This window comes from Frigoribacterium sp. AC512 (assembly GCF_979258295.1).
Map to the genome: position 1 here is coordinate 3,034,451 of NZ_OZ409850.1, position 22,032 is coordinate 3,056,482.

The window sequence follows — 22,032 nt, forward strand, 5'->3', positions numbered from 1 at the left end:
CAGCGACCCCCGAACCTGGAGACCCATGGGACTGCTCGACAACTTCGAACGCGGGCTGGAGCGCGCCGTGAACGGCGCCTTCGCCAAGACGTTCCGTTCGAGCGTGCAGCCCCTCGAGATCACGAGCGCGCTGCGGCGCGAGCTCGACACGAAGGCGGCCGTGGTCTCCCGTGACCGCATCCTCGTGCCGAACGAGCTCCTGGTCCGGCTGTCCCCGGTCGACCACGAGGCGATGGCAGCCGTGGGGCCTGCCCTGATCGACGAGCTCACGCAGCTCACGCAGCGGCACGCGACGGCGCAGGGCTACCAGTTCGCCGGTCCGCTCCGGGTCCGGCTCCGGGAGGACGAGGCGCTGAGCGTCGGCATCCTCGCCGTCGACTCGCGCAACGTGCAGGGCGACGTCACGTGGCGACCGTTCGTCGACGTGGACGGCACGCGCCACGCCCTCACCGGCCAGCGCACCGTCATCGGCCGGGGCAGCGACGCGGACATCACGGTGCAGGACACGGGCACGAGCCGCAAGCACGTCGAGATCCTCTGGGACGGCCAGCGTGCCCAGGCCCGCGACCTGGGCTCCACGAACGGCTCGAAGCTCAACGGGGCGCCGCTCACGAAGGCCGCCCTGCAGCCCGACTCGGTCATCGAGATCGGTCGTACGCGTATCGTGTTCCGGGTGCTCCCCCAGTCATCGACGCCCGACCCCTTCGACGGGCCCGACGTCCGAGGGGGATCCTGGTGACCAGTGAGCTGACCCTCTTCGCCCTGCGCTTCGCCTTCCTGGCCGTGCTGTGGCTCTTCGTCTTCGCCGTCGTCTTCGCCCTGCGGTCCGACCTCTTCGGCCAGCGGGCGCGCAAGATGCCGACCGACCAGCAGCCGGGACGCGCCTCGTCCTCCGCCGCCGCGCCTCCTGCGCCCCGGCCCGTGTCCACGCCGGCGCCCGCGCAGCAGCGTCCGCCCGTCGCCCCCTCGTCCGACGGCGCCGCGACGCGCCTCGTCATCACGAAGGGCGCCAAGGCGGGTCTCGAGATGCCGCTCGGCGACGGCCCCCTCACGATCGGTCGGTCGCAGGAGAGCAACCTGGTCATCCGCGACGACTACACCTCGACGCACCACGCCCGGCTCATGCTCTGGAACGGACGGTGGGTCGTACAGGACCTGGACAGCACGAACGGGACGTTCCTGGCGGACGAGCGCGTCACCGTGCCCACTCCGGTGCCGACGGGCGCCACGGTGACGATCGGGCAGACGAGCTTCGAGCTGCGACGGTAGCCGCCCGATGACGACGCCCAAGAGTGCCGCCCTGTCCAACGTGGGCAAGATCCGGTCCAACAACCAGGACAGCGGCTATGCCGGTCAGCAGCTGTTCGTGGTCGCGGACGGCATGGGCGGCCACGCCGGCGGCGACGTCGCCTCGGCCATCGCCATCCGCCGCATCCGCGAGACCGACAAGCAGTACACGTCGCCGGGCGACGCGGAGTTCGCGCTGCAGTCGTCGCTGATCGCGGCCAACCAGCTGCTGGCCGAGACGGTCTTCGAGCACCAGGAGCTCACCGGCATGGGCACGACCGTGAGCGCGCTGCTCCGCGTCGGCGACAGCATGACGATCGCCCACATCGGCGACTCCCGCATCTACCTGTGGCGCGACGGCGAGCTGAGCCAGATCACCGCGGACCACACGTTCGTCCAGCGGCTCGTCGACAGCGGCCGGATCACGGCCGAGGAGGCGGCGGTCCACCCCCGCAGGAGCGTCCTGATGCGCGTCCTCGGCGACGTCGACGCGGCCCCCGAGATCGACACGGCCATCATCGGCACCCAGCCGGGCGACCGGTGGCTGATCTGCTCCGACGGACTGAGCAGCTACCTCGCCGAGGACCGCATCAAGAAGGCCCTCGCCGCCGGGCTCGACGCCGACCAGACCACGCGCCGCCTCGTCAAGGAGACCCTCGACCACGGCGCCCCCGACAACGTGACGGTCGTGATCGTCGACGTCGACGACACCGGCGACTCGTCCGTCGAGCCCCCGGTCACGGTCGGCTCGGCCTCGGCCCCGCTGACGTTCGAGGGCGAGGCCGGTCGCAAGTCGCTGCGGCTGCCGACGATCCTGCTGCACCCCCTCAAGGTCGCCTCGACTCCGGAGGACAGCCACTTCGAGCCCGAGTCCGACGAGTACCTCGCCGAGCTCATCGCCGAGGACAGACGTCGCCGTCGCCGTCGCCGCGTCACCTGGCTGGTGGCGCTGGTCGTGGCCGTCGGCGCCCTCGTCGCCGGTCTGTTCCTCGCCTACCAGTGGACCCAGGACCACTACTACGTCGGCGAGCGCAACGGCACGGTCGTGATCTACAAGGGCGTCCAGCAGACGCTCGGCCCGATCACGCTCAGCGAGGTGCACGAGGTCACCGACGTCCGGGTGGACGACCTGCCGAACTACACGCAGCAGACCGTCGAGGACACGATCAACGCGGACTCGCTCGGCGACGCCCGCGCCATCGTCGAGAGGCTGGCCGATGCCGTCGCTCGATGACCAGCGGTCCGACGAGGCCTCCACCGAGCTGATCGGCCGTCCCGCAGGAGGCGCGGGAGCGTCCCGTGGACCCGCCCGCGCCTCCGGCACCTCGCCTCGAGACCCGGGGCAGGCCCAGAACCTGACGCAGGCGATCACGCTGCGGCTGCGCCAGCCCGCGAAGCTGCGGAACCTCGAGCTGCTGCTGCTCATCGTGGCGGCCGGCATCGGCGCCGGGGCCATCGTCCTCGTGCAGCTCGGAGCGACCGGGGCGATCGACGCCTCCGTGCTGGTGGCCGGCTCCGCCGTGCTCGGCCTCGGGCTGATCTTCCACCTCGTGCTCCGGGTGGTCGCCCGAGAGGCCGACCCGTTCCTCCTGCCGATCGCGCTGACGCTCAACGGCATCGGCATCTCGATGATCTACCGCATCGACCTCGCCTACGGGCGCGAGGGCTGGGCCGCCTTCGGCGTCAAGCAGATCGCGTGGACGGTCATGGCGATGACGATCGCGCTCGTCGCGCTGATCGTCGTGCGCAACTACCGGGTGCTCTCGCGGTACCGCTACATCGCGATGTTCGTGTCCATCGCGCTGCTCCTGCTCCCCTTGATCCCGGGGCTCGGCCGTGAGGGGCTGAACGCGCGCGTCTGGATCGACATCGGGCCGTTCTCGTTCCAGCCCGGCGAGATCGCGAAGATCACGTTGGCGATCTTCTTCGCGGGGTACCTGGTGACCGCCCGCGACAACCTGTCGCTGATGGGGCCCAAGATCCTCGGCATGCGGTTCCCGCGCGCCCGCGACCTGGGGCCGATCCTCATCGTCTGGGTCGTCGCCATGGGCGTGCTGATCTTCCAGCGCGACCTCGGCACCTCGCTGCTGTACTTCGGCCTGTTCCTGGTCATGATCTACATCGGCACGGGCCGCGGCAGCTGGATCGTGCTGGGCCTCACGCTGTTCCTCGGGGGCGCCATCGTCGCCAGCACGTTCCTCGGGTACGTCCAGGGGCGCTTCCGGGCCTGGCTGAACCCGTTCGACCCTGCCGAGTACTCGGCCGACGGCGGCTCGTTCCAGCTCGTGACGGGCCTGTTCGGCTTCGCGAACGGCGGCCTCGTCGGCACCGGGCTCGGCCAGGGCCGTCCGCAGACGACGCCCCTCGCCGAGAGCGACTACATCTTCGCCTCGCTCGGCGAGGAGCTCGGCCTGGCCGGGATCTTCGCCATCCTGGCGCTCTACCTGCTGCTCGTCTCCCGCGGCTTCCGCATCGGCTTCGTCGGCCAGGACGACTTCGGGCGGATGCTCGGCGTCGGCATCGCCTTCGTCATCGCCCTGCAGGTGTTCGTCGTGATGGGCGGCGTCACGCGGGTAATCCCCCTGACCGGGCTGACGGCCCCCTTCATGGCCGCGGGCGGCTCCTCCCTCGTGGCGAACTGGATCATCGTGGCGCTCCTGCTGCGGCTGTCCGACTCCGTCCGCGACCAACCGAGGCTGGTGATCGGCTGATGAACAAAGAACTCAAGCGCGTGAGCTTCGTGGTGCTCGCCATGTTCGTGGCGCTCTTCATCTCGAGCTCGTACATCACGACGATCCAGGCCGACACGCTGCGCGCCGACGGGCGCAACTACCGGTCCCTGCTCGCGAGCTACTCGGCCCAGCGCGGTCCGATCCTCGTCGGCGGCCAGCCCGTGGCGCAGTCGGTGCCCGTCGACGACGTCTACGAGTTCCAGCGGACCTACCCGCAGCCCGAGCTCTATGCCCCCGTGGCGGGCTACTACACGCTCGGCCAGGGCTCGCGCGGTGTCGAGGACGCCATGAACCAGCAGCTGACCGGCAACGCGAACTCGCAGTTCTTCGACTCGATCAACTCGTTGCTCACGGGTCAGGACCCCGAGGGCGCCACGGTGAACCTCACGCTCGACCCCGTGGTGCAGCAGGCGGCGTACGACGCCCTCGGCGACAACTCGGGCTCGGTCGTCGCGATGGACCCGGCGACGGGCAAGATCCTCGCCATGGTGTCGAAGCCGAGCTACGACCCCAACCCGTTGGCGTCGCACGACCCCGCGTCGGTCAAGAGCTCGTACGACGCGCTCGTCGCCGACCCGTCGGACCCGCTGCAGAACAGGGCCATCCAGGGCGACCTCTACGCCCCCGGCTCCACGTTCAAGCTCGTCACGGTGGCCGCGGCCCTCGAGAGCGGCGACTACACGCCCGACAGCGAGTTCCCGAACCCGGCGACCCTGCAGCTGCCCGGATCCACCTTCAGCATCAACAACGCCGAGGGCGGCAGCTGCGGAGGCGGCGAGACGGCCACCATCGCCACCGCCCTCCGCCTGTCGTGCAACATCCCCATGGCCCAGCTCGGGCAGGCCCTCGGCACCGACGCCATGGCCGACCAGGCCGCGGCGTTCGGCTTCGGCGACGACTCGATCGACATCCCCCAGGCCGTCACGCCGAGCCGCTTCCCGATCGAGCGCGACGGAGAGCCGATCGACGACGCCACGCTCATGCTGCAGTCGTTCGGCCAGGGCTCGGACCGGGTCACGCCGCTGCAGATGGCCATGGTCTCGTCCGCGATCGCCAACGGCGGCACGCTCATGGACCCGACGCTGATCGAGAGCGTCCTGAACCCCGACCTCAGCCCCGTGGAGGACTTCTCGCCCAGCGAGTACGGGAAGCCCGTCAGCACGGCGACGGCTCAGACGATGACCGACATGATGGTGCAGGACGTCGCGGACGGCGCCGCCAGCGGTGCGAGAATCGCTGGTGTCGACGTCGCGGGCAAGACGGGAACGGCCGAGAACGGCCCAGGCGACCCCTACACGTTGTGGTTCACCGGCTTCGCGCCGGCGGCGGACCCAGAAGTGGCCATCTCGGTGGTCGTCGAGAACGGCGGCGGACTCGGACAGTCCGCGTTCGGGAACAGTGTCGCGTCACCAATCGCGAAGAAAGTACTAGAGGCGGTGCTGAACAAATGAGACCTTCCGGCGGAATCACCTTCGGTGGGCGATACCAGTTGTCGACCCGCGTCGCCATCGGCGGCATGGGCGAGGTCTGGGAAGCCACGGACCTGGTCATCGGCCGAACGGTCGCGATCAAGATCCTCAAGGACGAGTACCTCGGCGATCCCGGGTTCCTCGAGCGCTTCCGCGCCGAGGCGCGGCACGCCGCCCTCGTCAACCACGAGGGCATCGCGAACGTCTTCGACTACGGCGAGGAGGAGGGCAGCGCCTACCTCGTGATGGAGCTCGTCCCCGGCGAGGCCATGTCGACCGTGCTCGAGCGCGACCGGGTGCTGCCCACCGACAAGGTGCTCGACATCGTCGCGCAGACCGCGTCCGCCCTGCAGGCCGCGCACGCCGCGGGCCTCGTGCACCGCGACATCAAGCCGGGCAACCTGCTCGTGACGCCCGACGGCCGCGTCAAGATCACCGACTTCGGCATCGCGCGCATCGCCGACCAGGTGCCGCTCACCGCGACCGGCCAGGTCATGGGAACGGTGCAGTACCTGTCGCCCGAGCAGGCCAGCGGGCACCCCGCGTCGCCGAGCACCGACATCTACTCGCTCGGCATCGTGGCGTACGAGGCGCTGGCCGGCCGACGCCCGTTCACGGGCGAGTCGCAGGTCGCCATCGCGATGGCCCAGATCAACGAGCAGCCGCCGGACCTGCCCTCGACGGTGTCCGAGCCCGTGCGCCGCCTGGTGCTCTCCTGCATCGCCAAGAAGCCGGCCGACCGTCCCGCCAGCGCCTCGGCGCTCGCCCAGGCGGCCCGGGCCCTGCGTCGAGGCGACGTGGCCGCCGCGACCGTCGCGGTCCCGATGATCGGCATGGCCGCCGCCGGGGCAGGCGACGCCGCGACCCAGGCCTTCAGCGCCCAGGACGCCACCACCCAGCTCTACGACCCCACCGGCAGCACGCGCCAGCAGCCGGGCGCCGCTGCCTGGACGCCCGGTGCCGCCGACCCCGAGGCCCAGCGCGGCGAGGGCGACGAGCTGGACGACGAGAAGAAGCCGCGCAGCCCGTGGTTCTGGCCCCTCATCGTGCTGGGCGTCATCGTCCTCGCGGGCGTCGGCGCCCTGATCGCGTTCGCGGTCACCTCGGGCGACCCGACACCGGCACCGACCACCCCCTCGTCGTCGGCCCCCGCGCCGTCGCCGTCGACCACGACGCCGGAGCCCGAGCCGAGCCCGACGACGGTCGCCGTCGACGAGAGCGTCTACGTCGGCCTCGCCGAGGACGACGCGCGCGGCCGCCTCGGCGACCTCGGGCTCGACGTCACGTCCGTCGACGCGACGACCCCGGCTCCCGACCAGGCCGCGGTCGGCACCGTCGCGGGTCTCGACCGCAGCGGCAACGTGCCCATCGGCGCCTCCGTGACGATGTACATCTACCGTGCGGCCCCGACACCCCCGCAGCCGACCGCACCGACCGCCTCCGCCCCGCAGGTGAGCGGCAACGGCCAGGAACAGGTCACCATCTCGTGGCAGGCCTACGGCAACTGCCCCGTGGGGTACACGCTGACCGGCTACACGTACTCGATCACGGGCGGCACGGACTCGGCGGGCCAGACGAGCGGGCAGCTCGGCACCAACGTGACGAGCGTCTCGGTCAAGTCGGCGACGCCCGGCAACATGACCGTCCAGTACGTCGCGGTCTGCGGTCAGCTGAGCTCCGCTCCGTCGGCCGGCGTGACGGTCGCCGTGACAGCACCGCCGATGACCCCGAGCCCGAGCCCGGGCGACGGCAACGACGGTTAGGCCTTCCGCGCCGACCGAGGCCACGATCGTCAGCGACGATCGTGGCCTCGGTCGTCCAGAGGTGTCACGAAGCGCTGACAATCATCCCTCTGGCGTAGGCGGCGGCCCCGTCCGGGGGTCGAGGCCCGGATACACTGGGTCCGGTTCGGAAGGGTCGCGCAGGCAGCGGGGTCCCAGAGGGGAGACTGGCGCGTGGCTGAAGGCGTGAGAGAGGGCATCCACCTCCTCGCCAACCGGTACCAGATCGGCGAGCTGATCGGCCGGGGCGGGATGGCCGACGTCCACGTCGGGACCGACGCGCGGCTCGGCCGCCGTGTGGCGATCAAGTTGATGAAGCCGTCGCTCGCCACCGACCCCGCGTTCCGCACCCGCTTCCGCCAGGAGGCGCAGGCCGCGGCCCGCATGGCGCACCCCACCATCGTCCGCGTCTTCGACGCCGGCGAGGAGTCGACCCGTGACCGCAGCGGCCACGAGGTGCAGGTCCCCTTCATCGTCATGGAGTACGTCGAGGGGCGGCTCCTCAAGGACGTCGTCCGCGAGGGCCCGATGGACCCGACCGAGGCCGTCCGGATCACCGAGGGCATCCTCACCGCCCTCGAGTACTCGCACCGGGCGGGCGTCGTGCACCGCGACATCAAGCCCGGCAACGTCATGATCACGCACTCCGGCCAGGTCAAGGTCATGGACTTCGGCATCGCCCGAGCCATCTCCGACTCCTCCGCCACGGTCGCGCAGACGACGACCATCCTCGGCACTGCCCAGTACTTCAGCCCCGAGCAGGCACGGGGCGAGACGGTCGACGCCCGCTCCGACCTCTACTCGACCGGCGTCCTGCTCTTCGAGCTGCTCACCGGCCGCGCGCCGTTCCGGGGCGACTCCCCCGTCGCGGTCGCCTACCAGCACGTCAGCGAAGCACCCGTTCCCCCGAGCACGGTCGCGCCCGCGGTCTCGCCGGCCCTGGACGCCGTGGTGCTCCGTGCCCTCGCGAAGGACCGCTTCGAGCGCTTCCAGACGGCCGCCGACTTCCGGGACGACGTCCACGCCGCCGGCGAGGGGCGCGCGCCCGAACGACGCCGGGCCGCGCCCGAGGCCGGCTCGACGCTCTTCGGCGTCGACCCGCACAGCCGGGTCGGCAGCGAGGCCGCGCTGAAGGAACTCTCCTCCGACGACAACGACCGGCCCCAGCGCACGCAGACACGACCCCCGGTCGCCTGGATCTGGGCGGGCATCGTGCTCGTCGGCATCGTGATCGTCGCCGTGGTGTTCTGGGTGGTGAACCTCCAGCCGCCCCAGATCGACAACGCCCAGACCTCGATCATCCCCGTCGTCGCGGGCAGCACCTACGACGACGTCGCCGCGCAGCTGGGCGACCTCGACCTCACGGTGACGCGCACCGACGCCCCGAGCGACACCGTCGACGAGGGCCTCGTCATCTCGACCGACCCGGAGGCCGGCACGGCCGTGCTGAAGAACTCCGCCGTGGCCGTCACGGTGTCCTCGGGGCCCGTCCAGGTCGCGATGCCCTCCGTCGACGGCCAGCAGCTCGATGCGGCGTGGGCCGCGATCACCGCGGCGGGGCTCGTCCAGGGGCAGCAGGTCTCCGACTACTCGCCCGACGTCCCCGAGAACGGGGTCCTCGAGTCGACGCCGGCCGCCGGCACCCAGGTGGACGTCGGCACCACTGTCGACCTCGTCGTCAGCAACGGCAAGGTGAGCGTCCCCGACGTGACCCGTCAGTCGTTCGAGCAGGCCGTCTCGGTCCTCGGCGACCAGCTCGGCCTGACGGTCAAGTCGTACGTCGACCCCGGCTGCTCCGGCGGCAGCGTGTCCAACCAGTCCCTCCCGCCGGGCGACCAGCCGCAGGGCTCGGAGATCACGCTCGGGGTGTGCAGCGCAGGCTGACCCGCGCCTGCTGAAGGCCACGGCCCCCCACCGCCGACGCGGCGGGGGGCCGACGTCAGCTCAGGTCGACCAGCGGGCTCAGCGAGCGCGCGGTGACCGCCGCCTCCGGCAGGCCGGCGACGCCGAGCCAGTTGCCGATCATCTGGTAGCCGCCCTGGGTCAGGACCGACTCGGGGTGGAACTGCACGCCGTAGAGCGGCGCGGAACGGTGCTGCAGGCCCATGATCACCCCGCCGGAGGTGCGGGACGTGACCTCGAGGTCGCCCGGCACCGTCTCGTCGACGACGGCCAGCGAGTGGTACCGGGTGGCCGTGAAGGGCTGCGGCACGTCGGCGTAGAAGGCGCTGTCGTCGTGCTCGACGCGCGACGTCTTGCCGTGCATCAGCTCTTCGGCGTGCGTGACGGTGGCGCCGAGGGCCTCGGCGATGGCCTGGTGGCCGAGGCAGACGCCGAGCAGCGGCTTGTCGACGGCGAGGGCGGCGTGCACGACGTCGACCGAGACGCCCGCCGCCGCCGGGGTGCCGGGGCCGGGCGAGAGCAGGACGGCGTCGTACTCGGAGATGCGACCGGCGATCTCGTCACGGCCGAAGGCGTCGTTGCGCACGACGTCGGTCTCGGCCCCGAGCTGCTGCAGGTACCCGTTCAGCGTGTAGACGAAGCTGTCGTAGTTGTCGACGACCAGGATGCGCGTCATTGTTCCTCCACGGTGACGTCGGGGGCGGGGATCAGCTCGTTCACGAGCGGGAAGACCCACTCGACCAGGGCGAACAGGACGGCGGCGAGGAGCACGAGCAGCAGCAGGAGCCGCAGCCACCAGGGGCCCGGCAGCACGCGCCAGAGGGCGCCGTACACGGTCAGCCCCCGATCCCGGCCGCGGCCAGGGCGGCGGGCGGGCCGTCCGAGAGAGGCTGCCACGAGTCGAAGACGCCGTAGGCGACGATGCGCTCCTGGGCGGTGAACATGGGGTTGCAGCTGGTGAGGGTGATGAGGCGCTCCCCGGAGGCGGCGGACACGTCGGGCGAGTCGGGCACGGGCTGCAGCACCGACACCTGGGTCGCCGGCACGTACTGGAGATTGCGGAAGGCGTAGGTGTACCAGCCGTCGGCCGTCTGGACGTAGAGCTCGTCGCCCGGTCGCAGGTCGGCGACCGCGTTGAACGGGGCGCCGTAGGTCGTCCGGTGCGCGGCGATGCCGAAGTTGCCGACCTCGCCGGGCATCTGCGTGTCGTCGTAGTGCCCGATGCCGATCTTGTTCAGGGTGCGGACCGTGCTCGTGCCGCCCGCGATCGGCACAGCGTAGTCGGCGCCGAAGCGCGGCACGTACAGGTTCGCGAACTGCTCGGCCTCGGCGGGGGCGGCGGTGACCGGGGGGTCGCCGGCCGCGTCTGCAGCGGCGGGAGGCGCCTCCTGCGCCTGGCGCTCGAGCTGCTGAGAGAGCTGCGAGGCCTGGTCCCGGTGCTCGCCCGCCACGACCAGGTCGTTGAACCACTGCTGCCACGCGATGAAGAGCAGCACCAGGACGCCTGCCGTGATGAGGAGCTCGCCGAGCACGCCGACGAACGACACCGGTCGGCGTCGTCGCCGGGGACGACGGCCGTCGACGGAGGCGAGGCGCGCGTCGACGGTCATGGGGTCGATCCTAACCGCGGCGCCTGGGGCCTCGGGGGCTGCGGGCCGGACCCTGTGGACGAGGTGCCGCCCGGCCGAGGAGCCCGTCAGGGCCGCCACGCTAGGATGTGCGCCATGGCTGCAGACAAGAACCCCACCTCGAAGCCCGCCCGCGCCCGCGCGGACCGCTCCGCCGAGGCGCGCCCCGCGGCCGACGCCCCGAACCCGGTGTGGTTCAAGCCGGTCATGTTCGGCTTCATGCTGATCGGCCTCGCCTGGATCGTCGTCTTCTACGTGAGCCAGAGCGCCCTTCCCATCGGCTCGCTCGGCTCGTGGAACATCCTGATCGGCTTCGGCATCATGTTCATCGGGTTCCTCATGACGACCCGCTGGCGCTAGGCGCTCGGGGCCCCGTCTCTCGAACAGGCGTTCGCACTTACACCGCTGTAACTATCCCCACTGTGGACAGTCTTGTGGATAAGTCGGTGGAGAACGCCACTCGCTGAGATCGGACCGGCCCGACGACGAAGGAGGCGGCACCCAGGTGGGTGCCGCCTCCTTCGTTCTGCTCACCTCGCGTCGGAGGTGCCCGGGGGCAGGGTCAGAGGTAGCCGAGGTACATCGCCGAGCGCCCGAGGACGATCAGCAGGCAGACCGCCCCGACGGCGACGAGCCCCGCGGTCTGCAGGCCGGCCTTCGAGCGGTGGCGTGTCTTCGTGTAGAGGAACGACACGAGGGCGCCCACGACGAGCCCGCCGACGTGCGCCTGCCACGAGATGTTCGGGGAGACGAAGCCGATGGCGAGGTTGATGCCCAGCAGGACGAGCAGCTGGACGCCGTTCGAGCCGCCCAGGCTGCGCGCGATCACGAAGAAGCCCGCCATGAGGCCGAAGATCGCCCCGGACGCGCCCACCACCGGAGTGGTCGGCGACAGGAGCGTCACCGCGGCCGCGCCGCCCAGCCCGCTGATGAAGTAGAGCGCCGCGTAGCGCGCCCTGCCCAACGTCCGCTCGAGCTGCGCTCCGAATATGTACAGCGCGTACATGTTGAAGAGGATGTGCAGGACGCTGCCGTGGGTGAACATCGACGTGACGATGCGCCATGGCTCGACCAGAGCGATCGGCGCGTAGTACGAGAACGCCGAGCTGACCACGCCGCCCGTGAGCACCTGCGCGAGGTACACGACGAGGCTGACGCCGATGAGGCCGTACGTGACGACCGGGGCCCCGCCGCGCGAGGCGCTGCGGATGCTGCCCATGACACGAGGCTGGACACGCGGAGCGGAGGCCTGGGCCTCGCGCACGCACTCCGGGCAGTGCACGCCCACCGCGGCCGGGGTCTGGCACTGGCCGCAGATGGTGCGGCCGCACCGCTGGCAGAGCACGAAGCTCTGCCGGTCGGGGTGCCGGTAGCAGTAGTTCGCGGCGTCGGCGGGGACCTGTGTCACCTAGACCTCGTCGATGGTGACGCTCTCGATCACGACGTCCTCGAGGGGCTTGTCGCGGGCGTCGGTGGGGACGGCCTCGATGGCGTCGACGACCTTCTTGGACTCGTCGTCGGCGACGACGCCGAAGATGGTGTGCTTGCCCTGCAGCCACGGCGTGGCCACGGTGGTGATGAAGAACTGCGAGCCGTTGGTGCCGCGACCGCCCTGCTTGCCGGCGTTCGCCATGGCGAGGACGTAGGGCTCGCCGAAGTTGAGCTCGGGGTGGATCTCGTCGTCGAACTGGTAGCCGGGGCCGCCGATGCCCTGGCCGAGCGGGTCGCCGCCCTGGAGCATGAAGTCCTTGATGATGCGGTGGAAGACGACGCCGTCGTAGAGCCGGTCGGTGCTGACCTTGCCCGTGGAGGGGTGGGTCCACTCGATGGTGCCGGTGGCGAGGCCGGTGAAGTTGGCGACGGTCTTGGGTGCGTGGTCGCCGAAGAGGTTCACGGTGATGGTGCCGTGGTTGGTCTTGATGGTGGCGACAGCGGTGTGCGTAGACATGACGCCATTCTCCCACAGGGCCCTCCGCACATCAGCGGGTGCCCAGCGAGCGCGGTGTTACCTGCCAGGAAGCCTCGTGCCAGACTGGGAGGCCAGCATCGAACCGAGCCGTTGCGCACTAGTCGTTGGAGGAACACTGTGGCCCTGTCACGCAAGCAGAAGAAAGAACTGAAGAAGTTCAAGAAGCACGCGTTCGACGTGTGGTCCGAGCAGCGCGAGGTCGTGAGCCACGCAGGCAAGGTGATCGGCGACGCCCGTGACCACGGAGTCCGGTACGCCAACAAGAACGTGACGCCGCGCATCAAGCACGCCGTCGACCAGAACGTCCGTCCGGCCGTCTCGCAGGGCCTCTCGGCCGGCAGCCACGCCGCGACCGTCGCCCAGGACCGTCTGAAGCACGACGTCTACCCGGCCCTCTCCTCCTACTTCGGCGGTCTCGACCTCGTCAACGACCCCAAGGTCAAGAAGGCCGTCAAGAAGGCCAAGAAGCAGGGCGGCAAGTTCGCCTCGCAGGCCGCGAAGTACGCGCCCGCCAAGAAGAAGTCGGGCCCCGGAGTCGGCGGCGTGCTGCTGATCGGCCTCGGCGTCGTGGCGCTCGGCGGCCTCGTCTTCGCCGCCGTGCAGACGCTCCGTGCCGACGACGAGCTCTGGGTCGCCGACGACGACGCCGACACGAAGGCCTAGTCGCTCAGCCCCCGCACCACCCCGAAGGGCCCGCCTCCTCCCCGGAGTCGGGCCCTCCGTGCACCCCCGCGCCTCCGCGGCGAGCGAAGCGACGTCACGGCGGTGACGAGCGAAGCGAAGTCGCCCCTCGCCCCGCGGCAACGAGCGAAGCGACGTTGCCCCCCCCCGCGACGAGCGAAGCGACGTCGCCCGCTCCGCAGGCGGCTGTGCCATCTGGGTCGGCGGAGCCGACGCGCTGCGCCGCAGGAGCGGCGGCGCAGCCGAACGAGCACGAACGAAAAATCCCCGCGAACCCACGACGTGGGCGAGCAGGGAAAGGCCTATTTTTCGTGGAGCCTAGGAGAATCGAACTCCTGACATCCTGCTTGCAAAGCAGGCGCTCTACCAACTGAGCTAAGGCCCCGAGGTACCGGGTGAACCCGTCGGAGGACCTTCGGGAGTGGGGCTAACAGGACTTGAACCTGTGACCTCTTCGTTATCAGCGAAGCGCTCTAACCGCCTGAGCTATAGCCCCCGGACCGTCGTAAAGCCTACAGCACCACGACGGAGATGACGAATCGGCCGCGGGGGCCGATCCGACCCGGATCAGTTGTTCGTGAAGCCGACCAGCAGGCCGCCGGTGACCCGGACGCTGAGGTTGTAGAGCACGGCGACGACGGCGCCGAGCACGGTGCCGACCACGACGTTCAGCACGGCCACGACGATCGAGAACAGCATGACCTGCCCGACGTTGAAGCTGTCCTGGATGGTGAAGTTCTGGTCGCCCAGGATGTCGCGCAGCACCTGGTCGAGGTCGTTGAAGATGCCCGTCTGGTTGAGGATCAGCCAGATCAGGAACGTCGCCACGACGGTGACGATCCCGAGCGCCACGGCGATCAGGAACGACAGCTTCACGACGGACCAGAAGTCGATGTAGACGAGCTTCAGGCGCACCTGCTTGGTGCCGGACGGGCGCGCGGTCTTGCGCTGAAGCTTCTCGGCGACGCTACTCATTGGTCGGTTCCTCTCCGGTGCTGCTGTCGTCGGCCGTGTCCGCGGGCGCCTCCGTGACGGGCTCGACGGCGTCGATCACGTCTCCGGGGCTGACTGCGGGCACGGCGTCGTTGTCGCCGACGGCGTCGATGATGGCCTCGTCGGACGGTGCCACGAGGTTGCGCTCGGTGTTGCGCGCCAGTGCGATGATGCGGTCGTCGGCGGCGAACCGCGCGAAGACGACACCCATGGTGTCACGTCCCTTCGCCGGTACCTCGGCCACGGCAGAACGTACCACCTTGCCGCTCGAGAGCACGACGAGCACCTCGTCGTCGTCGCCGACGATCAGGGCGCCGGCCAGGTCGCCCCGGGCCTCGGCGAGCTTGGCGACCTTGATGCCGAGTCCGCCGCGGTTCTGCACGCGGTACTGGTCGGCACCGGTGCGCTTGGCGTAGCCGCCCTCGGTGACGACGAAGACGTAGCCCGTGTCGTCGGCCACGGAGGCGGACAGCAGCGTGTCGCCCTCGCGGAAGGTCATGCCCTTCACGCCGGACGTGGAGCGGCCCATCGGGCGCAGCGAGTCGTTGGTGGCCGTGAAGCGCAGCGACATGCCGTGGCGCGAGACGAGCAGCAGGTCATCGCTCTCGTCGACGAGCAGCGCCGAGACGAGCTCGTCGTCGTCGCGGAGGTTGATGGCGATGATGCCGCCGGTGCGGTTCGTGTCGTACTCGGTCAGGGCCGTCTTCTTGATCAGGCCGTCGCGGGTCGCGAGCACGAGGTACTGGGCGACCTCGTAGTCGCGGATGTCGAGCACCTGCGAGATCGACTCGTCCGGCTGCATGGCGAGGAGGTTCGCGACGTGCTGTCCCTTGGCGTCGCGTCCCGCCTCCTGCAGCTCGTAGGTCTTGGCCCGGTAGACGCGTCCCTTGTCGGTGAGGAAGAGCAGCCAGTGGTGCGTCGTCGTGACGAAGAAGTGGTCGACGACGTCGTCGGCCCGCAGCTGCGCGCCGCGGACGCCCTTGCCGCCGCGGTGCTGGCTGCGGTAGTTGTCGCTGCGGGTGCGCTTCACGTAGCCGCCGCGGGTGATGGTGACGACCATCTCCTCTTCCGGGATCAGGTCCTCGACGCTCATGTCGCCGTCGAAGCCGAGCATGATCTCGGTGCGCCGGTCGTCGCCGAACTTGTCCGTGATCTCGCGCAGCTCGTCGCTGACGATCGTGCGCTGGCGCTCGGGCTTGGCGAGGATGTCCTTGTAGTCGGCGATCTCGCGCTCGAGCTTGTCCGCGTCGTCCTGGATCTTCTGGCGCTCGAGGGCGGCAAGGCGGCGCAGCTGGAGGTTGAGGATCGCGGAGGCCTGGACCTCGTCGACGTCGAGCAGGTCCATCAGGCCGGCGCGCGCCTCCTCGACGGTGGGCGAGCGGCGGATGAGGGCGATGACCTCGTCGAGCGCGTCGAGCGCCTTCAGGTAGCCGCGGAGGATGTGGGCGTCCGCCTCGGCCTTGCGCAGGCGGAACTGGGTGCGCCGGACGATGACGTCGATCTGGTGCGCCACCCAGGCGGAGATGAAGCCGTCGAGCGCCAGCGTGCGGGGCACGCCGTCGACGATGGCCAGCATGTTGGCGCCGAAGTTCTCCTGGAGGGAGGTGTGCTTGTACAGGTTGTTGAGGACGACCTTCGCGACGGCGTCGCGCTTCAGGACGATGACGAGGCGCTGGCCGGTTCGGCCCGAGGTCTCGTCGCGGATGTCGGCGATGCCGCCGATGCGGCCGTCCTTGACGAGCTCGGCGATCTTGATCGCGAGGTTGTCGGGGTTGACCTGGTAGGGCAGCTCGGTGACGACGAGGCAGGTGCGGCCCTGGATCTCCTCGACGTTGACGACGGCACGCATCGTGATCGAGCCGCGACCCGTGCGGTAGGCGTCCTGGATGCCGCGGACGCCCAGGATCTGCGCGCCGGTGGGGAAGTCCGGCCCCTTGATGCGCTCCATCAGCGCCTCGAGCAGTTCTTCGCGGGAGGCCTCGGGGTGGGCGAGCGACCACTGCGCGCCCTCGGCGACCTCGCGGAGGTTGTGCGGCGGGATGTTCGTCGCCATGCCGACGGCGATGCCGACCGAGCCGTTGACGAGGAGGTTCGGGAAGCGTGCCGGCAGGATGGCCGGCTCCTGGGTGCGGCCGTCGTAGTTGTCCTGGAAGTCGACGGTGTCCTCGTCGATGTCGCGGACCATCTCGAGGGCGAGCGGTGCCATCTTCGTCTCGGTGTACCGAGGGGCGGCGGCGCCGTCGTTGCCGGGTGAGCCGAAGTTGCCCTGGCCGAGCGCGAGCGGGTAGCGGAGGCTCCACGGCTGGACCAGCCGGACGAGCGCGTCGTAGATGGCCGTGTCGCCGTGGGGGTGGAACTGGCCCATCACGTCGCCGACGACGCGCGAGCACTTCGAGAACGCGCGGTCGGGACGGTAGCCGCCGTCGTACATCGCGTAGATCACGCGACGGTGGACGGGCTTGAGGCCGTCGCGCACCTCGGGCAGCGCACGGCCGACGATGACGCTCATCGCGTAGTCGAGGTACGAGCGCTGCATCTCGAGCTGCAGGTCGACCTGCTCGATGCTGTCGCGCTTGATCGCCGCGGGGAACGCGGTGGTGCCCTCGGCGTCGGTGCCCTCTGGGGTGTCGTTCGGCTCGTCGGCCATGATTCTCCGTCTGTCGTGGTCTGCCCCGGTGTCCTCCGCGGGGCGCGGGCGTGCTCCGGCTCAGCCGGCGCACGCGTCAGATGTCGAGGAAGCGGACGTCTTTCGCGTTCTGCTGGATGAAGTTGCGTCGCGACTCGACGTTCTCGCCCATGAGCGTGTCGAAGATCGTGTCGGCCGCCGCGGCGTCCTCCAGGGTCACCTGCAGCAGGGTGCGCGTGTCGGGGTCCATGGTGGTCTCCCACAGCTCCTTGTAGTCCATCTCGCCGAGGCCCTTGTAGCGCTGGATCGCGTTCTCCTTGGGGATGCGCTTGCCGGCGGCCTTGCCCGAGACGAGGACCGCGTCGCGCTCGGCGTCGCTGTACACGTACTCGTGCGCGGCGTTGCTCCACTTGAGCTTGTAGAGCGGCGGCTGCGCGAGGTAGACGTAGCCGAGGTCGATCAGGGGGCGCATGTACCGGAACAGCAGCGTCAGCAGCAGGGTCGTGATGTGCTGGCCGTCGACGTCGGCGTCGGCCATCAGCACGATCTTGTGGTACCTGGCCTTGTCGGGGTCGAAGTCCTCGCCGATGTCGGCGCCGAACGCCTTGATCATCGCCTGGACCTCGTTGTTGCCGAGCGCGCGGTCGAGCCGCGCCTTCTCGACGTTGAGGATCTTGCCGCGGAGGGGCAGGATCGCCTGCGTCTCGGGGTTGCGGCCCTGGACGGCCGACCCGCCGGCCGAGTCGCCCTCGACGATGAAGATCTCGCTGCGCGAGGGATCCTTGCTCTGGCAGTCCTTGAGCTTGCCGGGCATGCCGTTCGACTCGAGCACTCCCTTGCGCCGCGTCTGCTCGCGCGCCTTGCGGGCCGCCATGCGCGCCTGCCCGGCCAGGATGCCCTTGCGGACGATCTCGGCGGCCTGCTTGGGGTTGCGGTCGAACCAGTCGGTGATCTGGTCGAAGGTGACCTTCTGCACGAACGACTTCGCCTCGGTGTTGCCGAGCTTGGTCTTGGTCTGGCCCTCGAACTGCGGCTCGCCGAGCTTGATCGAGATGACGGCCGTCAGGCCCTCGCGGACGTCGTCGCCCGTGAGGTTGTCGTCCTTCTCCTTGAGCAGGTTCTTCTCGCGCGCGTACCGGTTGATGAGCGTCGTGAGCGCCGCCCGGAAGCCCTCTTCGTGGGTGCCGCCCTCGTGGGTGTTGATCGTGTTGGCGTAGGTGTGGACGCTCTCCTGGTACGAGGTGTTCCACTGCATGGCGACCTCGAGCGAGATCTTCTTCTCGGTGTCCTCCTGCTCGAAGGCGAGGATGTCGTCGTGCACCGTCTCGACCTTCTTGACCGCGTTCAGGTACTGGACGTAGTCGACCAGGCCCTTCTCGTAGTGGAAGACGTCGTGACGGGGCTCGGCGTCGTCGGGCTGCGGGCGCTCGTCGCTGAGCTCGATGCGCAGGCCCTTGTTGAGGAACGCCATCTGCTGGAACCGGGTGCGGAGCGTCTCGTAGTCGAACTCGACCGTCTCGAAGATCTCGGCGTTGGGCCAGAACGTGATCGTCGTGCCGGTGGTGTCGTCCTCCTCGCCCTTGGCGAGCGGCGCGACGGGGACGCCGTCGGTGAAGCTCTGGCGGTAGACGTTCCCCTGTCGGCGGACCTCGACGTCGAGCTCGCTCGAGAGCGCGTTCACGACCGAGCTGCCGACGCCGTGCAGGCCGCCGGAGACCGCGTAGCCGCCGCCGCCGAACTTGCCGCCGGCGTGCAGCACCGTGAGGACGACCTCGACGGTCGACCGGCCCTCGACGGGGTGCACGTCGACGGGGATGCCACGGCCGTTGTCGACGACGCGGACGCCGCCGTCTTCTCGCATGGTGATCTCGATGTGGTCGCACCAGCCGGCCAGGGCCTCGTCGACCGAGTTGTCGACGATCTCGTAGACCAGGTGGTGCAGACCGCGCGGGCCCGTCGAGCCGATGTACATGCCCGGTCGCTTGCGCACCGCCTCGAGACCCTCGAGCACCTGGATCGCGCTGGCGCCGTAGGAGTCGTCGGGCTGGGCGTCGGCGGGGTTCGGTGTCATGTTCGCGGGGGCTCCTGGCGTCTGGGACGAGGGTCGTCGCCCGGCCGCGACCTCGCTGAGGACGGCTCGCGGACGACCTTGTGAGTCTACCGCAGGCCTGTCCCCCACGGGGCTGATTCCGCCCTCAGAGGGATTTTCCCGAGCCGGGTGGACGATTCACCCTCCCTAGCCGTAGGTATCGCGAGGGCCGCGCCCTGGGACCGATCTGGGGCCGCGTTTCCAGGACGGGGCGTTGGGTGCCAGGAAACGCACCGACTGGATGCCGGCGTCGGGGTAGCGCTGGACGATGGTCGTCGTCACCGTGCCGCGCATCAGGCGGAGCTGCGTCGCCCAGGCCGTCGAGTCGCACTGCACGGTCAGGGTGCCGTCGTCGATGGACACCGGGTGGGAGTGCGCGGACAGCTCGTCGCCGACCATGTCGGGCCAGGCCGCCATGAGGTCGGACTGCGCCAGGGGCGACTTCCAGCCCAGCTCGGACGTGACGCTGGCGAGCACGTCGGCGATCCCGCGGGGCTCGCGTCCCGTGCCGAAGGGCTGGCTCGGCGAGCCGAGCTTGATGGCCTTCCGCCGCCGGCCGTCGCGCGAGCGTCCGTTCGGGTCCCCGAAGACGCGGCGGAACCTCAGGTAGACACGCTGCGCCTCGTCGTCCGGCAGCGGCTCGGGGGGCGCAGGAAGCGGCGGTCCCGTCGTCGAGGAGGGCGCGTCCTCCGCGGCGCGCCCGGTCGGGTCCTCGTCGTCGGCGTTCACGACGGGTCCGGGGTCGCGCCCGCGGCGTCGGTGGGCGCTGCCGGGTCCGCGGTCACGGCCGTGCCCGTGACGCCTGCCGTGTCGGGCTCCTCGACGATGGTGCCCGCGGAGATGCGCACGGTGTGCGCGGCGAGCCGGTCGGGCACGTCCTCCTCGACCGCTGCGGTGATGAGCACCTGCTCGTAGTCGGCGACGGCGTCGGCCAGCCGCTCGCGGCGGGACCCGTCCAGCTCGGCGAACACGTCGTCGAGCACGATGACGGGGTCGCCCGTGGTCGCCTCGGCGCGGACGACCGCCGCCGACGCGAGCTTCAGGGCCAGGGCGAACGACCAGGACTCGCCGTGGCTCGCATAGCCGCGGGCGGGCAGGCCGTTGAGCGAGAGGAAGAGGTCGTCGCGGTGCGGCCCGACCAGGGTGAGGCCCCGGTCGAGCTCGCTGGGCCGGACCCGGGCGAGTGCCTCGCGGAACACGTCGGCGACCTCGGCCGGCGCCACCTGCTCGGTGGGCGCCTCTGGCGCCGGGGCGTCGTCGTCGACCGTCGCGCCCCGGATGCTCAGGACGGTCGAGAGCCGTGCCGCGTGGTCCTCGCCCGCGACGGCGGCGTACGAACGAGCCACCTCGGGGGCGAGATCGGCGACGAGCCTCTCGCGTGCGACGACGATCTCCGTGCCCAGCGCCACGAGGCGCTCGTCCCAGATGTCGAGGGTGCCGAGCTGACCCGCCTTGACGCCGGAGGCGCGGGCCGACTTGAGGAGCGTGTTCCGCTGGCGGAGCACACGGTCGTAGTCCGCCTGGACCCCGGCGAACCGGGGCGCCCGGGTCACGAGCAGCTCGTCGAGGAACCGGCGCCGGCCCGACGGCTCGCCCCGGACGAGCGCGAGGTCCTCGGGAGCGAACAAGACGCTGGTGAAGTAGCGCGGCAGCTCGCGGGGCTTGATCGCGCTGCGGTTGACCTGGGCACGGTTGGCCCCGGTGCGGTTGATCTGCACCTCGGCGAGGAGCTCGCGCCCCTCGGACTCGAGGCGCGCGCGGACGATCGCCGAGTCGGTGCCCTGTCGGATCATCGCGGCGTCGGACGAGACGCGGTGCGACCCGAGGGTCGCGAGGTAGCCGAGCGACTCGACCAGGTTGGTCTTGCCCTGGCCGTTGCGGCCGACGAAGAGGTTGGGCCCGCGCGCGAGCGCGACTTCGGCGGAAGCGTAGTTCCGGAAGTCGGTCAGGCTCAGATGGAGTACTCGCACGCGGGCCGGAGGCGACTAGGCCTTCTTGACCGCGTGGCCGCCGAACTGGTTGCGCAGGGCGGCGACGGCCTTCATGGTGGGCGAGCCCTCGCCCTGGCGCGACACGAAGCGCGCGAAGATCGACGCGCTCAGGGCCGGCATCGGCACGGCGTGGGCGATGCCCTCCTCGAGCGTCCAGCGACCCTCGCCGCTGTCCTCGACGTAGCCCGAGAGCGCGTCGAGCTTGGGGTCCGCGTCGAGCGCGAGGACCATGAGCTCGAGCAGCCAGGAACGGACGACCGTGCCGCGCTGCCATGCCTTGAACACCGCGGGGACGTCCTCGACGAGGCCCTTGGCCTCGAGGAGCTCGTAGCCCTCGCCGTAGGCCTGCATGATCGCGTACTCGATGCCGTTGTGGACCATCTTCGCGTAGTGGCCCGCGCCGACGGGGCCGGCGTGGCTGAAGCCCTCCTCGCGAGGGCCCTCGGGGCGGAGCGCGTCGAAGACCGGCATCGCGCGCTCGACGTCGGCGGTGTCGCCGCCGACCATCAGGCCGTAGCCGTTCTCGAGGCCCCACACGCCGCCGGAGACGCCGGCGTCCATGTAGCGGATGCCCTTGGCGTCGAGGAGGGTCGCGTGGACCTCGTCGTCGAGCCACTTCGAGTTGCCGCCGTCGATGACGAGGTCGCCCGGCTCGAGGACCTCGCCGAGGTCCTTGATGACGGCGTCGGTGATCTGGCCGTGGGGGACCATCACCCAGACGAGACGAGGCGACGGGAGCGCCTGGGCGAGGGCGCCCAGGTCGGCGACGTCGGAGACCGCCGGGTTGGCGTCGTAGCCGGTCACCTCGATGCCTGCGTTGCGCAGGCGAGCGCGCATGTTGTTGCCCATTTTGCCGAGACCGACGAGGCCGATGTGCATGAGGA

The 22,032-nt window shown here is 70.3% G+C and carries 20 protein-coding genes and 2 tRNA genes; 9 read left to right on the plus strand and 13 right to left on the minus strand.

Annotated elements, in window-relative coordinates; translation table 11 throughout:
• Positions 1 to 25: 25 nt before the first annotated feature.
• From ACZZ97_RS13960 to pknB, 7 genes are all read left to right on the plus strand, one after another.
• Positions 26 to 739, plus strand: coding sequence for an FhaA domain-containing protein (locus ACZZ97_RS13960; RefSeq protein ID WP_463473541.1), 714 nt, complete (start codon positions 26 to 28; stop codon positions 737 to 739).
• A complete protein-coding gene (locus tag ACZZ97_RS13965) occupies positions 736 to 1,269 on the plus strand; it encodes an FHA domain-containing protein FhaB/FipA (RefSeq protein ID WP_399539835.1) in 534 nt (177 codons plus the stop codon). The genes ACZZ97_RS13960 and ACZZ97_RS13965 overlap by 4 nt, the downstream gene beginning before the upstream one ends.
• A 7-nt stretch (positions 1,270 to 1,276) precedes the next feature.
• Positions 1,277 to 2,521, plus strand: coding sequence for a PP2C family protein-serine/threonine phosphatase (locus ACZZ97_RS13970; protein WP_314100645.1), 1,245 nt, complete (start codon positions 1,277 to 1,279; stop codon positions 2,519 to 2,521).
• A complete protein-coding gene (locus ACZZ97_RS13975; protein ID WP_463473542.1) occupies positions 2,505 to 3,998 on the plus strand; it encodes an FtsW/RodA/SpoVE family cell cycle protein in 1,494 nt (497 codons plus the stop codon). Before ACZZ97_RS13970 ends, ACZZ97_RS13975 begins: the two co-directional genes overlap by 17 nt.
• Positions 3,998 to 5,470, plus strand: a complete 1,473-nt coding sequence (locus tag ACZZ97_RS13980) for a peptidoglycan D,D-transpeptidase FtsI family protein (RefSeq protein ID WP_463473543.1) — start codon at positions 3,998 to 4,000, stop codon at positions 5,468 to 5,470. The genes ACZZ97_RS13975 and ACZZ97_RS13980 overlap by 1 nt, the downstream gene beginning before the upstream one ends.
• Positions 5,467 to 7,251 carry a protein kinase domain-containing protein gene (locus ACZZ97_RS13985; protein ID WP_314100648.1) on the plus strand — a complete coding sequence of 595 codons (1,785 nt, stop codon included), beginning with the start codon at positions 5,467 to 5,469 and terminating at the stop codon, positions 7,249 to 7,251. Before ACZZ97_RS13980 ends, ACZZ97_RS13985 begins: the two co-directional genes overlap by 4 nt.
• Before the next feature lie 192 nt (positions 7,252 to 7,443).
• Positions 7,444 to 9,153, plus strand: coding sequence for a Stk1 family PASTA domain-containing Ser/Thr kinase (pknB, locus tag ACZZ97_RS13990; protein WP_463473544.1), 1,710 nt, complete (start codon positions 7,444 to 7,446; stop codon positions 9,151 to 9,153).
• A gap of 55 nt (positions 9,154 to 9,208) precedes the next feature.
• Here the strand turns inward: pknB and ACZZ97_RS13995 are convergent, their stop codons facing one another.
• From ACZZ97_RS13995 to ACZZ97_RS14005, 3 genes are read right to left on the minus strand one after another with little or no spacing between them, the layout of a single operon-like run.
• Entirely contained in the window at positions 9,209 to 9,847 is a 639-nt protein-coding gene (locus ACZZ97_RS13995) for an anthranilate synthase component II (protein ID WP_314100650.1), read from the minus strand.
• Positions 9,844 to 10,005: a hypothetical protein gene (locus ACZZ97_RS14000; RefSeq protein WP_314100651.1), complete on the minus strand. Its 162-nt coding sequence runs from the start codon at positions 10,003 to 10,005 to the stop codon at positions 9,844 to 9,846. The genes ACZZ97_RS13995 and ACZZ97_RS14000 overlap by 4 nt, the downstream gene beginning before the upstream one ends.
• A 2-nt stretch (positions 10,006 to 10,007) precedes the next feature.
• Positions 10,008 to 10,781: a class E sortase gene (locus ACZZ97_RS14005; protein WP_314100652.1), complete on the minus strand. Its 774-nt coding sequence runs from the start codon at positions 10,779 to 10,781 to the stop codon at positions 10,008 to 10,010.
• A 114-nt stretch (positions 10,782 to 10,895) separates the two neighbouring features.
• Between ACZZ97_RS14005 and ACZZ97_RS14010 the strand changes: the two genes are divergently transcribed.
• Positions 10,896 to 11,159 carry a cell division protein CrgA gene (locus tag ACZZ97_RS14010; RefSeq protein ID WP_123547410.1) on the plus strand — a complete coding sequence of 88 codons (264 nt, stop codon included), beginning with the start codon at positions 10,896 to 10,898 and terminating at the stop codon, positions 11,157 to 11,159.
• Positions 11,160 to 11,361: 202 nt separating this feature from the next.
• Here ACZZ97_RS14010 and ACZZ97_RS14015 read toward each other — a convergent pair whose 3' ends face one another.
• Together ACZZ97_RS14015 and ACZZ97_RS14020 are read right to left on the minus strand one after the other, a co-directional pair.
• Positions 11,362 to 12,207, minus strand: a complete 846-nt coding sequence (locus tag ACZZ97_RS14015) for a rhomboid family intramembrane serine protease (RefSeq protein ID WP_463473545.1) — start codon at positions 12,205 to 12,207, stop codon at positions 11,362 to 11,364.
• Positions 12,208 to 12,747 carry a peptidylprolyl isomerase gene (locus tag ACZZ97_RS14020; protein WP_123547408.1) on the minus strand — a complete coding sequence of 180 codons (540 nt, stop codon included), beginning with the start codon at positions 12,745 to 12,747 and terminating at the stop codon, positions 12,208 to 12,210.
• A 138-nt stretch (positions 12,748 to 12,885) separates the two neighbouring features.
• On the opposite strand from ACZZ97_RS14020, the gene ACZZ97_RS14025 reads away from it, so the two are divergent.
• Positions 12,886 to 13,431 (plus strand): hypothetical protein, encoded by a 546-nt coding sequence (locus tag ACZZ97_RS14025; RefSeq protein ID WP_463473546.1) that lies wholly within the window; start codon positions 12,886 to 12,888, stop codon positions 13,429 to 13,431.
• 330 nt (positions 13,432 to 13,761) lie between these two features.
• Here ACZZ97_RS14025 and ACZZ97_RS14030 read toward each other — a convergent pair.
• The 8 genes from ACZZ97_RS14030 to gnd form a co-directional block, all read right to left on the minus strand.
• Positions 13,762 to 13,834: transfer RNA gene (locus ACZZ97_RS14030), tRNA-Ala, on the minus strand.
• 37 nt (positions 13,835 to 13,871) lie between these two features.
• Positions 13,872 to 13,945: transfer RNA gene (locus ACZZ97_RS14035), tRNA-Ile, on the minus strand.
• A 71-nt stretch (positions 13,946 to 14,016) separates the two neighbouring features.
• Entirely contained in the window at positions 14,017 to 14,424 is a 408-nt protein-coding gene (locus ACZZ97_RS14040) for a DUF3566 domain-containing protein (RefSeq protein ID WP_123547406.1), read from the minus strand.
• Positions 14,417 to 17,089: a DNA gyrase subunit A gene (gyrA, locus tag ACZZ97_RS14045; protein WP_463473547.1), complete on the minus strand. Its 2,673-nt coding sequence runs from the start codon at positions 17,087 to 17,089 to the stop codon at positions 14,417 to 14,419. The genes ACZZ97_RS14040 and gyrA overlap by 8 nt, the downstream gene beginning before the upstream one ends.
• Before the next feature lie 76 nt (positions 17,090 to 17,165).
• Positions 17,166 to 19,139 (minus strand): DNA topoisomerase (ATP-hydrolyzing) subunit B, encoded by a 1,974-nt coding sequence (gene gyrB, locus ACZZ97_RS14050; RefSeq protein WP_123547404.1) that lies wholly within the window; start codon positions 19,137 to 19,139, stop codon positions 17,166 to 17,168.
• Between the two features lie 165 nt (positions 19,140 to 19,304).
• Positions 19,305 to 19,886, minus strand: coding sequence for a DciA family protein (locus ACZZ97_RS14055; RefSeq protein ID WP_463473548.1), 582 nt, complete (start codon positions 19,884 to 19,886; stop codon positions 19,305 to 19,307).
• Positions 19,883 to 21,127 carry a DNA replication/repair protein RecF gene (gene recF / locus ACZZ97_RS14060; protein ID WP_463473549.1) on the minus strand — a complete coding sequence of 415 codons (1,245 nt, stop codon included), beginning with the start codon at positions 21,125 to 21,127 and terminating at the stop codon, positions 19,883 to 19,885. Before recF ends, ACZZ97_RS14055 begins: the two co-directional genes overlap by 4 nt.
• Positions 21,128 to 21,142: 15 nt before the next feature.
• Positions 21,143 to 22,027, minus strand: a complete 885-nt coding sequence (gnd, locus tag ACZZ97_RS14065) for a phosphogluconate dehydrogenase (NAD(+)-dependent, decarboxylating) (RefSeq protein ID WP_314100657.1) — start codon at positions 22,025 to 22,027, stop codon at positions 21,143 to 21,145.
• Positions 22,028 to 22,032: the final 5 nt, after the last annotated feature.

Excerpts from the sequence above, each read along its gene's own strand:
- ACZZ97_RS13960 (WP_463473541.1), top strand. The coding sequence starts at position 26 with ATGGGACTGCTCGACAACTTCGAACGCGGGCTGGAGCGCGCCGTGAAC.
- ACZZ97_RS13970 (WP_314100645.1), top strand. The coding sequence starts at position 1,277 with ATGACGACGCCCAAGAGTGCCGCCCTGTCCAACGTGGGCAAGATCCGG.
- ACZZ97_RS13975 (WP_463473542.1), top strand. The coding sequence starts at position 2,505 with ATGCCGTCGCTCGATGACCAGCGGTCCGACGAGGCCTCCACCGAGCTG.
- ACZZ97_RS13980 (WP_463473543.1), top strand. The coding sequence starts at position 3,998 with ATGAACAAAGAACTCAAGCGCGTGAGCTTCGTGGTGCTCGCCATGTTC.
- ACZZ97_RS13985 (WP_314100648.1), top strand. The coding sequence starts at position 5,467 with ATGAGACCTTCCGGCGGAATCACCTTCGGTGGGCGATACCAGTTGTCG.
- ACZZ97_RS13995 (WP_314100650.1), bottom strand. The coding sequence starts at position 9,847 with ATGACGCGCATCCTGGTCGTCGACAACTACGACAGCTTCGTCTACACG.
- ACZZ97_RS14005 (WP_314100652.1), bottom strand. The coding sequence starts at position 10,781 with ATGACCGTCGACGCGCGCCTCGCCTCCGTCGACGGCCGTCGTCCCCGG.
- ACZZ97_RS14010 (WP_123547410.1), top strand. The coding sequence starts at position 10,896 with ATGGCTGCAGACAAGAACCCCACCTCGAAGCCCGCCCGCGCCCGCGCG.
- ACZZ97_RS14020 (WP_123547408.1), bottom strand. The coding sequence starts at position 12,747 with ATGTCTACGCACACCGCTGTCGCCACCATCAAGACCAACCACGGCACC.
- ACZZ97_RS14040 (WP_123547406.1), bottom strand. The coding sequence starts at position 14,424 with ATGAGTAGCGTCGCCGAGAAGCTTCAGCGCAAGACCGCGCGCCCGTCC.
- gyrA (WP_463473547.1), bottom strand. The coding sequence starts at position 17,089 with ATGGCCGACGAGCCGAACGACACCCCAGAGGGCACCGACGCCGAGGGC.
- gyrB (WP_123547404.1), bottom strand. The coding sequence starts at position 19,139 with ATGACACCGAACCCCGCCGACGCCCAGCCCGACGACTCCTACGGCGCC.
- gnd (WP_314100657.1), bottom strand. The coding sequence starts at position 22,027 with ATGCACATCGGCCTCGTCGGTCTCGGCAAAATGGGCAACAACATGCGC.